At 63.9% G+C, this 13,249-nt stretch carries 13 protein-coding genes; 5 read left to right on the top strand and 8 right to left on the bottom strand.

The features are described 5' to 3' along the window. Window positions 1–27: 27 nt before the first annotated feature. The 4 genes from rfbB to rfbA are packed head-to-tail and all read right to left on the bottom strand — an operon-like array spanning window position 28 to window position 3,485. On the bottom strand, window positions 28–1,134 hold the full coding sequence (gene rfbB / locus ACLM42_RS11450; protein ID WP_415399175.1) for a dTDP-glucose 4,6-dehydratase: 1,107 nt from the start codon (window positions 1,132–1,134) through the stop codon (window positions 28–30). Then, window positions 1,134–2,018, bottom strand: coding sequence for a dTDP-4-dehydrorhamnose reductase (gene rfbD, locus ACLM42_RS11445; protein WP_415400177.1), 885 nt, complete (start codon window positions 2,016–2,018; stop codon window positions 1,134–1,136). The genes rfbB and rfbD overlap by 1 nt, the downstream gene beginning before the upstream one ends. After that, complete coding sequence (rfbC, locus tag ACLM42_RS11440) at window positions 2,015–2,605, bottom strand: dTDP-4-dehydrorhamnose 3,5-epimerase (RefSeq protein ID WP_415399174.1); 591 nt, start codon at window positions 2,603–2,605, stop codon at window positions 2,015–2,017. Before rfbC ends, rfbD begins: the two co-directional genes overlap by 4 nt. Then, a complete protein-coding gene (gene rfbA, locus ACLM42_RS11435) occupies window positions 2,595–3,485 on the bottom strand; it encodes a glucose-1-phosphate thymidylyltransferase RfbA (protein ID WP_415399173.1) in 891 nt (296 codons plus the stop codon). Before rfbA ends, rfbC begins: the two co-directional genes overlap by 11 nt. A gap of 29 nt (window positions 3,486–3,514) precedes the next feature. Between rfbA and ACLM42_RS11430 the strand changes: the two genes are divergently transcribed. After that, on the top strand, window positions 3,515–3,970 hold the full coding sequence (locus tag ACLM42_RS11430) for a GNAT family N-acetyltransferase (RefSeq protein WP_415400176.1): 456 nt from the start codon (window positions 3,515–3,517) through the stop codon (window positions 3,968–3,970). Here the strand turns inward: ACLM42_RS11430 and ribH are convergent. Beyond that, a complete protein-coding gene (gene ribH, locus ACLM42_RS11425; protein ID WP_247909724.1) occupies window positions 3,967–4,449 on the bottom strand; it encodes a 6,7-dimethyl-8-ribityllumazine synthase in 483 nt (160 codons plus the stop codon). The genes ACLM42_RS11430 and ribH overlap by 4 nt on opposite strands. Before the next feature lie 43 nt (window positions 4,450–4,492). Beyond that, window positions 4,493–4,681 carry a photosystem II reaction center protein PsbZ gene (gene psbZ, locus ACLM42_RS11420; protein ID WP_010314175.1) on the bottom strand — a complete coding sequence of 63 codons (189 nt, stop codon included), beginning with the start codon at window positions 4,679–4,681 and terminating at the stop codon, window positions 4,493–4,495. A gap of 131 nt (window positions 4,682–4,812) precedes the next feature. On the opposite strand from psbZ, the gene mutS reads away from it, so the two are divergent. Further along, a complete protein-coding gene (gene mutS, locus ACLM42_RS11415) occupies window positions 4,813–7,527 on the top strand; it encodes a DNA mismatch repair protein MutS (protein WP_415399172.1) in 2,715 nt (904 codons plus the stop codon). On the opposite strand, the gene ACLM42_RS11410 is transcribed toward mutS, so the two are convergent. Next, the gene (locus tag ACLM42_RS11410) at window positions 7,509–8,144 is read right to left on the bottom strand and encodes a precorrin-8X methylmutase (RefSeq protein ID WP_415399171.1); all 636 of its coding nucleotides are present in this window, start codon (window positions 8,142–8,144) and stop codon (window positions 7,509–7,511) included. The genes mutS and ACLM42_RS11410 overlap by 19 nt on opposite strands. Window positions 8,145–8,193: 49 nt before the next feature. Here ACLM42_RS11410 and ACLM42_RS11405 point away from each other — a divergent pair, with 49 nt between their 5' ends. The 3 genes from ACLM42_RS11405 to ACLM42_RS11395 are packed head-to-tail and all read left to right on the top strand — an operon-like array spanning window position 8,194 to window position 11,719. Continuing rightward, window positions 8,194–8,898, top strand: coding sequence for a PIN domain-containing protein (locus ACLM42_RS11405; RefSeq protein WP_415399170.1), 705 nt, complete (start codon window positions 8,194–8,196; stop codon window positions 8,896–8,898). Beyond that, the gene (holA, locus tag ACLM42_RS11400; protein WP_415399169.1) at window positions 8,883–9,863 is read left to right on the top strand and encodes a DNA polymerase III subunit delta; all 981 of its coding nucleotides are present in this window, start codon (window positions 8,883–8,885) and stop codon (window positions 9,861–9,863) included. Before ACLM42_RS11405 ends, holA begins: the two co-directional genes overlap by 16 nt. A 32-nt stretch (window positions 9,864–9,895) precedes the next feature. Further along, window positions 9,896–11,719: an aspartate kinase gene (locus ACLM42_RS11395; RefSeq protein ID WP_415399168.1), complete on the top strand. Its 1,824-nt coding sequence runs from the start codon at window positions 9,896–9,898 to the stop codon at window positions 11,717–11,719. On the opposite strand, the gene purF is transcribed toward ACLM42_RS11395, so the two are convergent. Beyond that, a complete protein-coding gene (gene purF, locus ACLM42_RS11390; RefSeq protein ID WP_415399167.1) occupies window positions 11,716–13,245 on the bottom strand; it encodes an amidophosphoribosyltransferase in 1,530 nt (509 codons plus the stop codon). The two genes, ACLM42_RS11395 and purF, sit on opposite strands and share 4 nt — an antisense overlap. Window positions 13,246–13,249: the final 4 nt, after the last annotated feature.

The raw sequence follows: 13,249 nt of genomic DNA, 5'->3' as shown, positions 1-13,249 counted from the left end.
AGAGAGCCGATTTGAGCTCCGGGCAGCCTACTGAGAGTGACGGCCCTGCCCAGCTGAGAGCCCTTGGCGCTCACCCGTCCAACCGGAGCGCTGCCGCATCGCTTGGCACCAGCCCAGGTGATCGAGGTACCAATCCAGCGTGGCCGCGAGTCCTTTTTCAAAGGGGTGACGCGGGCTCCAGCCCAGTTCCTGCTCAATGCGGCCGGGATCAATCGCATAACGGCGGTCGTGACCCGGGCGGTCCGTGACGGGGGTGATCAAGCGGGCATGGGGAGCCCCCTGGGGCAAGCGCTGATCCAAGAGGCTGCAGATGGCCTCGACCACCTGTTTGTTGGTGCGCTCGCCGTAGCCGCCCACGCAGTAACTGCGGCCTGGCTGCCCCTGGGTAGCCGCCAGCAAGAGCGCATCGACGTGGTCCTCGACGTACAACCAATCGCGCACATTGCCGCCGTCGCCGTAGAGGGGAATTGGCTCCCCGGCCACGGCCTTGAGAATCACCACCGGGATCAACTTCTCCGGGAACTGCCAAGGACCGAAGTTGTTAGAGCAATTGGTCAGCACCACGGGCAAGCCATAGGTGTGGTGCCAGGCACTCACCAGGTGATCACTGGCCGCCTTGCTGGCGGAATAGGGCGAACGGGGGTCATAGGGCGTGGTCTCTGAAAAACGACCCTGCTCGCCCAGGGAGCCGAACACCTCATCGGTGCTGATGTGGTGGAAGCGAAAGCCCTGAGCCCGCTCCGCTGGCAGCTGCTCGTAGTGGAACCGGGCCGCCTGGAGCAGGTTGAAGGTGCCGAGCACGTTGCTGCTGACAAAGACACCGGGGCCATCGATGGAGCGATCCACGTGGCTCTCGGCGGCCAAATGCATCACCAGATCGGGATCGGCTTGCCTCACAGCAGCGGCGGTGGCCTCAGGGTCGCTGAGGTCCACCTGCAGCAACTGGTGGCGCTGCGCGGCAGCCTCGCCGAACTGCTCAATGCCGGTGAGATCACTGGCGTAGCCGCACTTATCGAGATTGAAAACCTGGATGTTGGTCTCAGCCAACAGCCGCCGCACCACCGCCCCGCCGATAAACCCGGCCCCACCGGTCACCAACACGCGCTGGATCGAGCTGGAAAGCGGGACCGTCATCAAGCGGAGACGCGAGCTGGACTGGAGGCTATGCGCAGCAGCACCTGGGACAAAGCCGCTCGCCAATGCTGCGGCTCCAGGGCCAAAGACTGGCGCGTCGCGCTGCAATCCAGCAGGGAATAGGCGGGACGCTGGGCCGGGGTGGGGTAGTCAATGGTCCCGATCGGATTCACGCGGGCGGCGCGCCTGAGCACCCCCAGCTGCTGAGCGAGCTCAGCAATGGCCACCGCGAAGTCGTACCAACTGGCCGCACCGGCATCGCTCCAGTGCAGGATCCGCGGAGCGCTCTCCTCGAGAGCAAGCGCCCGCCAACAGGCTTGGGCGAGCCCCAGGGTGGACGTCGGACATCCCACCTGATCGGCCACCACACCCAACTGCTCCCGTTCAGCCAACAGGCGAAGCATCGTGAGGCAGAAGTTGCTGCCCACCGGGCCATAGACCCAGCTGGTGCGCAGGACCCGTGTGCCGCCGTAGCCAAGAACAGCGGCTTCACCTGCGGCCTTGGTGCTGCCATAGACCCCAAGGGGATCGGCCACTTGCTCGGGGCGATACGGGAAACCCTGCTGACCGTTGAAAACAAAGTCGGTGCTCAGCTGAAGCAGCTGGCCGCCGTGATCCTCCTGGGCTTCGGCCAGGGCTGCTGGGGCCTGTGCATTGACGGCATGGGCCAGCTCCACCTCGGACTCAGCGCGGTCCACCGCTGTGTAAGCCCCGGCGTTGATCACCCAGTCCGGTTGATGCTCTTGAACGAGGCGGCGGCAAGCGTCCTGATCCGACAGATCCAACTCCTGGCGGCGGCAAGGGAGCAGTTCGACCCCCTCTGGGCAGGTTGCGATCAAGGCTTGGCCCAGCTGACCCGCCGCACCGGTCAACAGGACCTTCACGGGAAACCATCCCCTGCAGCGATCAGCGTCTGCCATGAGGGTGCTGCCGCATCTTTCTCAGCCAAAAGCGGCTCTGTGGCTTGGGGCCAAGCAATGGCCAGATCGGGATCGCTCCAGAGCAGCGAGCGCTCGCTGTCTCGGTCCCAGAAATCAGTGGTCTTGTAGAGGACCTCCGCCTGGGGACTCAGGGTCAAAAAACCATGGGCAAAGCCGGCAGGCACCCAGAGCTGCTGCTGGTTCTCACTGCTCAGACGGGCGCTGACCCACTGACCAAAAGTGGACGAGGCCTGGCGGCAATCCACCACCACATCAAAGATTTCGCCCTGGATGCAACGCACCAGCTTCCCCTGAGCATGGGGATCTTTTTGAAAGTGCAGGCCGCGCAGGACCCCCAGGCTGGAGCGGGAATGGTTGTCTTGGACAAACGCAACGTGGGACTGTCCATCCCCCTCAAGGACGCCATTGAAGTTGCGTTGGTTCCAGCTCTCGTAGAAGAAGCCGCGGGCATCGCCAAACACCCGGGGGGTGATCAGCAGCGGTCCAGGAAGCTGAACCCCAGCCGCCGTGGCGAGACGCTCAGCCTGCATCGCCATACTCCAGGAGCTGCAGCAGATAGTCGCCGTAGCCGCTCTTGCGCAGAGGCTGAGCCAAAGCATCGAGCTGATCCGCGCTAATCCAGCCCATGCGCCAGGCCACCTCCTCAGGGCAACCCACCTTCAGGCCTTGGCGATGCTCCAGGGTGCGGATGTAGCTCCCGGCCTCGTGAAGCGAGTCGCAGGTGCCGGTGTCTAGCCAAGCCATGCCGCGGCCCATGAGCTCCACCTGCAGCTGACCGTCCCGCAGATACTGGCCATTGAGGTCCGTGATCTCCAACTCACCCCGCGCAGAGGGCACCACCCGCTTCGCCCGCTCCACGACGGAGTCGTCATAGAAGTAGAGGCCTGTCACCGCGTAGCGGGACTTGGGCTTGGTCGGTTTTTCCTCAATGCTGAGAACCTGGCCGTCAGCGGCAAATTCAACGACCCCGTAGCGCTCAGGGTCCCGGACCGGATAGGCGAAGACCGTGGCGCCCTGGTGAGAAGCGTTGGTGCTGCGCAGCTGGAAGAGCAGGTCGTGGCCGTGGAAGAGGTTGTCCCCAAGCACAAGGGCCGCCGGAGCCCCGGCCAGAAACGCCTCACCAATCAAGAACGCCTGGGCCAAGCCGTCGGGGCTCGGCTGCACGGCGTAGCTGATCTGCATTCCCCAGGACGAACCATCGCCGAGCAAGCGCTGGAACGCGGCTTGATCGTGGGGGGTGGTGATCACCAACACCTCACGAATCCCCGCCAGCATCAACGTGCTGAGGGGGTAATAAATCATCGGCTTGTCGTAGACGGGCAGCAACTGTTTGCTCACCGCCTGGGTGATCGGATGAAGCCGCGTTCCCGAACCACCGGCGAGGATGATGCCCTTGCGCTCCTGAGCCAAGGTTGTCCGCCCGCTGGGAGGATGTTGGCATGGAAGGGACCAGGCTGATCCTGCATGCCTCGGGTGCTCCAGGACTGCGCTGGCTCGGCATGGGGCCGGGTTGTAGACCCACCCGCGGCCTGTTCAAACTGCAGCGGCTGTTCAATCAGCACGCCTTCTGGGCCGAGAACCGCTCGATTGAGGAGCTTCGGCGCATGCTCAAGGGCAGCGCTGCGGTCGCCAGTTTGTGGCGAGGCAAGCGCCTGGTGGGCTTTGGACGCGCCACCAGCGATGGGATTTACCGGGCCGTGCTCTGGGATGTGGTGATCCCCGAGGACCTCCAGGGCAAAGGGCTGGGCCGGCAGCTCGTGGAAGCCCTCGCGAACTCCCCGCAACTCAAAGGAGTGGAGAGGATCTATCTGATGACCACCAACAGCGCCGGCTTCTACAAGCAGCTGGGCTTTGAGGAGGTCGCGGGCCAGCGGCTGATGCGCCGAGACAACTAAGCCTTGGGCAGGGCAGCCATCAGGCTGCCCATCTCGATGGCCTGCAAGCCGTAGCTCCAGCCCAGATTGCTCTTGATGCCAGCACGCTCCAAGGCCTGCTGCATCGTGTCGGTGGTGAGAACACCAAAGATCACAGGCACGCCGGAGTCCCGGCTAACTGCGGCCACACCCTTGCTGACCTCAGAAACCACCACATCGAAATGGGGGGTGTCGCCCCGGATGACCGCTCCCAGGGTGATCACCACTTGGTAGCGGCCGGATTGAGCCAGGCGCTGAGCCACTAAGGGAATTTCAAAGCTGCCCGGGACCCAAGCGACGTCCAACTGGGCGCTGCTGTCTGAACTATCAATGCCGTGGCGCGACAGGCAATCCAGGCAGCCGCTCAGAAGCTTGGCCGTCACCAAATCGTTGAAACGGGCAACAACAATGGCGACCCGCAATCCAGACGCGCCGGAAAATTGCCCTTCGAAAACGGTCACGTCAGCTGAGCTCGCGATCAGCTCAGCCTAAGCAGAGGCCTGATCAGGCCACAAAGAAGCTCATGCCCCAGTTGACCAGCACCAGGGCAACCCAAGCGATGCTGCCCAGCAGGATCAGGCGGTTGGAGCGGCCACTGGTGTCATCGCTCGCGTACAGCACGGGGACAGCCACGATCAGAGCGAAGGACATCACCACCAGGGCCAGGACTGAAAGGGTGTTGAGGATCGTCATGGAACTGAGGGTGGCGTCCTGTCAGTTGGCAAATCCTCCCACGCTGGTTCCTGGAGCCAGCGAAGCGATCTGGGGTTCCTTCACAAGTTGTGGCGCGCCTACGATCTGGCCGCGTTGAAGACAGCCTTCCTGTGGCCGACCAAACCGAGTTGGCACTGCAGGGCTCGCTGTTTGGACTTGAGCCAGAGCCACCAGCGGCCAAAGCATCGCCGCAGCTCGAGAAAGCCACTTCAGAGCTGGATCACGAAGCCCTCGCGCGGGATGCCCAATCCAGGCCCCGTGTTCGCCAAAACACCCCTCAGGAACCCGAGGACAGTCAGGAGAAGGAAGACAGCAGCGACGATTTGCCCCCCTGGCACCACCACAGCCTGGTAGACCTCGAGCAGCTCACACCGATGCTGCGCCACTACGTGGAACTCAAGGCGGAGCATCCCGAGCGGGTTCTGCTCTACCGGCTCGGTGACTTCTTTGAGTGCTTTTTCGAAGACGCCATTGCCCTCTCCCGCCTGCTGGAGTTGACCCTGACGGGAAAAGAGGGCGGCAAAGCGATCGGACGCGTGCCGATGGCCGGCATTCCCCATCACGCTGCCGAGCGCTACTGCGCCGAGCTGGTGGGCCGCGGCTTCAGCGTCGCCCTCTGCGACCAAGTGGAAGAGGCCGCTGAGCGCAGCAAGAGCGGCGGAAAGCCAGCGCTGCTGAAACGGGAGATCACGCGGGTCTTGACCCCAGGCACGGTGCTTGAGGAGGGGATGCTCACTGCCCGCCGCAACAACTGGCTCTGCGCGGTGGTCTGCGAGCAAGAGCGTTGGGGTCTCGCCATCGCCGACGTGAGCACAGGCGAATTCCGTGTCACCGAGCGAAACGGCAGTGACCAATTGCACCAGGAGCTGCTGCAGGTCGAGGCCGCTGAAGTGCTCTGGCCGAACCCCGAAAGCGGGAGCGAACGTCCGGCTTGGTGTCCAACCTCCCTGCAACTAACGCCCTTAAGCCGCACCCCTTTTGCGCTTAATGAGTCGAAAGCCACCGTGCTGGAGCGCTTTGGACTGGCCAGCGTTGATGGCTTGGGGCTTGGCGAAAACTCCTGGGCCCTTCGGGCTGCTGGAGGGCTGCTCCGCTACCTGAGCGACACCCAGCCGGGCTGCGAGATCCCTCTGGAGTTGCCCACCAGCTGGAGCGCTGGCGATCAACTGGTGCTGGACGCAGCGACCCGGCGCAATCTCGAACTCACCAAGACCCAATTGACAGGTGGACTTCAGGGGTCACTGCTCTGGGCCCTGGACCGGACGATGACGGCCATGGGTGGCCGTTGCCTGCGGCGCTGGATCGAGGCTCCCCTGGTGGATCTCGAGCTGATCCGCTCCCGCCAGGAGGCCATTGGGGAACTGGTAAGCGGCAGTCAAGCCCGCAGCTTGCGCCTGGGGGTGCGCAGGCTGCTGAGGCCCATGGGGGATCTGGAGCGGCTCGCTGGACGGGCCGGAGCTGGAACCGCATCCGCGCGGGATCTGGTGGCCCTGGCCGATGGTCTGGAGCGACTCCCGGCCCTGGCTGGCTTGCTGGGCGAGGTCACCAGTACACCGCTGGTAGCCCTCTCTCGGCCGTGGAGCGAACTCGACGCCCTCGCCGCTGAACTGCGGCATCAGTTGCTGGAGACCCCACCGTTAACCCTGACCGAGGGAGGAGTGATCCACGACGGGGTGGACCCACAACTCGATGGTCTACGCAACCAACTGGATGACCAGGACGCCTGGTTGGCCGAGCAGGAACAGGCGGAACGGCTGAACAGCGGGATCAGCACCCTGAAACTCCAGTACCACCGCACCTTTGGTTACTTCCTCTCCGTCAGTAAGTCGAAAGCCAAGGACGTGCCGGACCACTGGATTCGCCGGCAGACCTTGGCGAACGAGGAGCGCTTCGTTACCCCAGAACTCAAGAGCCGCGAAGGACGAATCTTCCAGCTGAAAGCCCGTGCAGCGCAACGGGAATACGAACTGTTCTGCCAGCTGCGTCAGCAGGTGGGCGAGCAAGCGGGGCCGATTCGCTTCGCCGCACGGCTCGTCGCTGAACTAGATGCCCTGGCCTCACTGGCTGAGGTGGCAGCCACCTGCGGGTACTGCAAACCGGAACTCGTCCCTGGGAGCCGCTGCCTGGAGATCCAAGGGGGACGCCACCCTGTGGTGGAGCAACTGCTGGTGGAGGAAGCGTTTACCCCCAATGACGTCGGCCTCGGCGAGGGCTGTGACCTGGTGGTTCTCACGGGGCCCAACGCCAGCGGGAAGAGCTGCTACCTGCGCCAGACCGGGCTGCTGCAGCTGATGGCTCAGATCGGCAGCTGGATCCCAGCTGACTCGGCGCGACTGGGGATCGCCGATCGCATCTTCACCCGAGTCGGGGCGGGCGATGACCTGGCGGCAGGCCAATCCACCTTCATGGTCGAAATGGCCGAGACCGCCAACATCCTTCACCACGCCAGCAGCCAGTCCCTGGTGCTGCTCGATGAAATTGGGCGGGGAACCGCCACCTTCGATGGCCTGTCGATCGCCTGGGCTGTGGCGGAGTACCTCTCCGGCGACATCGGCGCCCGCAGCATCTTTGCGACCCACTATCACGAGCTCAACGAGCTGGCCGAGCAACAGGGCAACGTCGAAAACGCCCAGGTGCTGGTGGAAGAAACCGGTTCAACCCTGCGCTTCCTACACAGGGTCGTCAGCGGCGGCGCCAACCGCAGCTACGGCATCGAGGCCGCTCGCCTCGCCGGGGTGCCAGCCCCGGTGGTTTTGCGAGCCCGTCAGGTGCTGAGCCGGATCGAAGCCAACAGCCACGTCAGCGTTCAAACCGACGCCGCCTGATCCAACCAAGCCCGGCGCAACAGAGCATTCACCGCAGCACCCACCAAACCGGCACCACCGCGACTCCCGTCCAAACGGATCTGAGGCAACTCACTGGCCGCGAGATGGGCCTTGCTCTCAGCAACACCGACAAAGCCGACGGGCATCCCGATCACCAACGCAGGAGGCGCCACCTGGCTGCTGCGGACCTGCTCGAGCAACAGCTCCAGAGCCGTTGGCGCACTTCCGATCAAAACCAGCGCTCCGGGGTGGGCGCGCAAGGCTTGCTGCATGCCCACCGCCGCTCGGGTCCCCCCCTCGGGGGCACGATCAGGAGCCCAATCCAGCACACTGCGAACCACATTCCCGAAGGTTCGCCGGGCCATCGGAGCCACCGCTGCCGCCGCCATCGCGGTGTCCGTCAGGATCGGCGCCTGGGCACTGAGGGCGCGCAGACCCAACTCGCAAGCCTGATCTGAGAACGACACCCCCTGAACCAAGCTCAGATCGCCGCTGCTGTGGATGAGGCGCAGCACCACATCCCGTTCGGAAACCGACAAACCCTGCAACGTCCCTTCAGGCAAGGCCGCTTCGATCAAGCGCAGGCTCTCGCTGAAGATCGGATGGTCGAATCCCATAAGGACAAGCATGCCCGGCTGACAGAATCTGTACAGACTGCACAGAGCGATGGCTGGAGTAATTGGGGTGGAGCGGTTTGGAGTGCAAGAGGCCCGTCAGCGCTTCCCCGAACTACTGGTTCGCGCCTCCAAGGGTGAGCGGCTGGTGATCCAACGCCACCGCCAGGATCTGGCGGCCATCGTCCCTTTGCAGGACGCGGCGGGTGGCACCAGCAGCCAAGAGGCGATGGAAAACCTGCTGAGCCTCAAGGGAAGTGCCCAGCAGCGCAGCGCACAGCAACGGGCGCCAGCTGGAGCCCCGGCAAAAGCCCGCTTCCAAGCCAGGCAATTGGGCCCCGGCAGCCGCATCGGCCTAGACGGCAGTGCCCTTGTGGCCTTTTTGCAGGACGACCCACAAACCAGCCGGGTGCTGGAGCCTGTCCTTCAAGGCATCGCCCAGGGCAGCTGGCAAGGGGTCATCAGCAGCATCAGCCTGATGGACGTCATGGATGCTGCCCTGAGCCAGGGGGATGAAGCCCTGGCCTTGCGCTACAACGCCGCCTTTGCCAATCCACTGCACTGGCGGCAGGTGCCGCTGAATGGGGATCTCGCCCTGGCAGCAAGCCATCTCCAGCAACAGGAACCAGAGCTGGACCTCAACCAAGCCATCGAACTGGCAACGGCCATTCAGAACGAAGTGGCCGTCTTGGTCACAGCCGATGCAGATCTGGCACAAACTGCACTCCACCCCGTGCTGCCATGCCGATCCATCTGATCTGGGGCGACGACGAAGCCGCACGCAGCCGGGCCGTCGAAGCACTGGTCAAAAGCCAGGTCGATCCCTCCTGGCAGAGCATCAACCTCAGCCGTCTAGACGGCAACGATTCCAATCAGGCCGCTCAAGCCTTGGAGGAAGCGCGAACGGCCCCCTTTGGCGCGGGGGATCGCGTGATCGTGTTGCAACGCAGCCCCTTCTGCAACCAGTGCCCTGCTGATCTGGCGGAGCAACTGGAGACCACCCTGAACCTGATCGCCGAGCAGTGTCATCTGGTGCTGGTGAACGCTGCCAAACCCGATGGTCGGCTACGGACCACCAAAGCCCTGCAAAAACTGGTCAAAAGCGGCGAAGCCAAGGAGCGCAGCTTTCAACTGCCGGCGATCTGGGATGGATCAGGGCAAGTGGACCTGGTGCTACGCACAGCTCAAGAGCTGGAGCTCAAACTGCAGCCCGACGCCGCCCAAGCATTGAGCGACGCCATCGGCAGCGACAGCGCCAGGCTGGCCAGCGAACTGGAAAAACTCTCCCTCTACGTCGGGGCAGGCCAGACCATCACCGCTCAAGCGGTGGAAGCCCTGATTGGCGGCCAGGCCACCAATGCGCTGCAGGTGGGTGATGCCCTCCTGGCGGGAGCACCCGCAGAAGCGGTGGCCCTGGTGGATGTCCTGCTGGCCGCCAATGAACCGGCCCTGCGGATTGTGGCCACCCTCTGCGGGCAGATCCGGGGTTGGCTCTGGGTGAGCCTGCTGGATCAGCAAGGGGAAAACGATGTGAATGCCATCGCCAAGGCCGCCGGGATCGGCAATCCCAAACGGATCTACGTGATGCGCAAACAGATCCGAGGCCGCAAACCCGAACGCTTCCTCGCCCTGCTCAGTCAGCTCCTGCAGGTGGAAGCCAGCCTCAAACGGGGAGCCGACCCCGGTGATGCCTTCCGCGACGGGTTTCTGCTGGCGCCATAGGACAATCGTCGATTCCGCAATTGCGCCCACCCATGGCCCTGTTGGTCCAGAAATTCGGCGGCACCTCCGTAGCCGATGTGGAGCGCATTCAGGCTGTGGCGAAGCGCATTGCGGCCAGCAAGGAAGACGGGAACGATCTGGTGATCGTGGTGTCGGCCATGGGGCACACCACCGATGAACTCACCGGACTCGCCCAGGCGATCAGCAGGAACCCGCCCCAGCGGGAGATGGACATGCTGCTGGCCACCGGAGAGCAGGTCTCGATCGCACTGCTCTCGATGGCCCTGCACGCCGAGGGCATTCCAGCGGTCTCGATGACCGGTCCCCAAGTCGGGATCCTCACCGAATCGGCCCACGGCCGAGCCCGGATTCTGGAGATCAAAACCGAGCGAGTCCGCAGGCTCCTCGATGACGGCAACGTTGTTGTAGTTGCCGGATTCCAAGGCACCAGCAACAGCCTCTCGGGCGTTCCCGAGATCACCACCTTGGGCCGCGGCGGCTCCGACACCTCGGCTGTGGCCTTGGCGGCAGCCATCGGAGCCGATGCCTGCGAGATCTACACCGATGTCCCAGGCGTCCTGACCACCGATCCCCGCAAGGTGGCCGATGCCCAATTGATGGAGACGGTGACCTGCGACGAGATGCTCGAGCTAGCGAGCCTCGGAGCAGCGGTCTTGCACCCACGCGCCGTCGAGATCGCCCGGAACTACGGCGTCCCCTTAGTAGTGCGCTCCAGCTGGAGCGATGCCCCAGGCACGCTGCTCACCAGCGACAACACCAGCCATCGCGGCAGCGGCGAAGGCCTGGAGCTCGGCAAGCCCGTGGATGGGGCAGAACTGGACACCGATCAAGCGGTCTTGGCGCTCTCCCATGTTCCCGATCGCCCCGGGGTCGCCGCTCAACTATTTGAAGCGCTCTCCAATGCGGGCCTGAGTGTGGATCTGATCGTGCAGTCCACCCACGAAGGCAGCAGCAACGACATCGCCTTCACGGTGGCGGAGGCACAACTGGAGGACGCCAAGGCGGTCTGCCAGAACGTCTTAAACGCCATGGATGCCAAGGCGGCCGGAGCCACCCTGAGCACCCAGGCCGGGATGGCCAAGCTCAGCATTGCTGGGGCGGGAATCATGGGCAGGCCCGGTGTGGCCGCGCGCCTGTTCGACACCTTGGCCAAGGGCGGCATCAACCTGCGTCTGATCGCCACCAGCGAAGTCAAGGTGAGCTGCCTGGTCGCCGGACATCAAGGCAACAAGGCCCTGCAGGCGGCATCCCACTGCTTTGAACTGAGCGAGCGGCAGCTGCATCTCAACCCCGCCCCCTCCGGAGCCGGGCAACCGGAGGTGCGCGGTGTGGCCCTCGATCGTGATCAAGCCCAAGTGGCCGTGCGTCGCATTCCCGATAAGCCGGGAACGGCGGCGGCGGTCTGCCGAGCTCTGGCGGACGCCGGCGTAAGCCTGGATGCCATCGTTCAGTCCGAGCGCACCCATGGCTCAGGCGAACAGCTCAGCCGCGACATGGGCTTCTGCCTCAAGCGCGAGGACCTCAGCCGAGCCCAAGCGGCCCTGCAACCGCTACTGAACCAATGGCCTGGGGCCAGCTTTGAAGAAGGGATGGCCATCGCCCGCATCAGTGCTGTCGGTGCTGGCATGCCCTGCACCGCTGGAACCGCTGGCCGGATGTTCCGCGCCTTGGCTGACGCTCAGATCAACATCGAGATGATCGCCACCAGTGAGATCCGTACAAGCTGCGTGGTGCCCGAAGTCGAGGGCGTTAAAGCCCTGCAGGTGATCCACGATGCCTTTGGCCTCGGGGGCGAGGTGAAGCACCAGGCTCAAGGGACCGAAGCACCGGTTTAGAGCGTGGCTGCAATCCCGGCGGGCTCAAGCATCAGCTTGCTGCCGCTGACCGAGGAATCCATCTCAATCGGATAGGCCCCATCGAAACAGGCGGTGCAGAAGTGCTCTGCATTGGCATGGGCGGCTTCCACCATGCCCTCTTTGCTCAAATAAGCCAGTGAATCGACCCCCAGGTGAGAGGAGATCTCCTCGAGGGTCAGTCGAGCCGCGATCAGCTGATCTTGGGTATCGGTGTCGATGCCGTAGAAGCAGGGGTGGGTCACCGGCGGTGAGCTGATGCGCATGTGCACCTCAGTGGCCCCGGCATCGCGGATCGCCGCCACCAACTTGCGGCTGGTGGTGCCCCGGACAATCGAGTCGTCGATCACCACCACACGCTTTCCGGCCAGCACATCCGGCAGGGGATTGAGCTTCACGCGAATCCCGGCTTCGCGCATGGCCTGGGTGGGCTGAATGAAGGTACGGCCGACGTAGCGGTTCTTGATCAGACCGTCACCGAAGGGGATGCCGCTGTATTGCGAGTAGCCAATCGCGGCAGGGATGCCGGAATCGGGCACGCCGATGACGATGTCGGCCTCAATGGGGGTTTCACGGGCCAGCACCTCACCGATGCGAACCCGGTAGCTGTAAAGGGATTCGCCGAAGAAACGGCTATCGGGCCTCGCGAAATAGATCATTTCGAAGACGCAGAGCTTGGAGGGCTCTTCCGCCCAGCGGCTGCGCACAGGCTCGGACTGACCAAGACGGAAGTGGACGATTTCGCCCGGCTCGATGTCCCCATCGAAGCTCGAACCAATGATGTCCAGACCGCAGGTCTCGCTGCTCACCACCCAGCGGGCTTCGCTGGGTTCACCCATGTGGCCAAACACCAAGGGGCGAATGCCATGGCCATCCCGAAGGGCAAACAGGCCTTCGGGGGTGCCGATCACCAAGCTGAAGGCGCCGCGGCAGCGTCCTGCTGCCGAACGGATGGCGCTGTCCCAATCACTGCCGGCGTTCACGGCCTGTTGGATCGCAAAGGCGATCAGCTCTGAATCGGTTGTGGAGGTGAATTCCGCTTCGGGGAGATCGCTGGCCAGGGCCGTCCGCAGTTCGCCGGCATTGACCAAGTTGCCGTTGTGGGCAAAGGCCATCGGGCCCAGCCGGGTGTTGAGCAACACCGGCTGGGCGTTGCAGGCCTTGCTCGAGCCCGTCGTGGAATAGCGGTTGTGGCCGATCGCCAACTGACCGGGAAGGCGCTCGAGCACCTCGGGGGTGAACACCTTGCTCACCAAACCCATGTCCTTGTGCAGGCGCACCTTCGGGGCGCTGCCGGGTTCCGCGTCAAAGACGGCGATCCCCGCGGATTCCTGACCGCGGTGTTGAAGGGCGTAGAGACCGAAGTAGGTGAGGTTAGCCACCGGCTGATCGCTGGCTAGCACTGCAAACACCCCGCAGGCCTCTTCGGGCTTGTCCGGTCTATCGAGGCTGGGGGTGGGGTCAGTCACGGCGCGTCCCAGCTTCAGATTTCCTTCAACATTGTGCATCAGG

It is taken from the genome of Synechococcus sp. W4D4 (assembly GCF_047716805.1).
Taxonomy (GTDB): Bacteria; Cyanobacteriota; Cyanobacteriia; order PCC-6307; family Cyanobiaceae; genus Vulcanococcus.
Note: the sequence above shows the minus strand (reverse complement) of the source record. Positions and strands in the feature narration are given on the sequence as shown.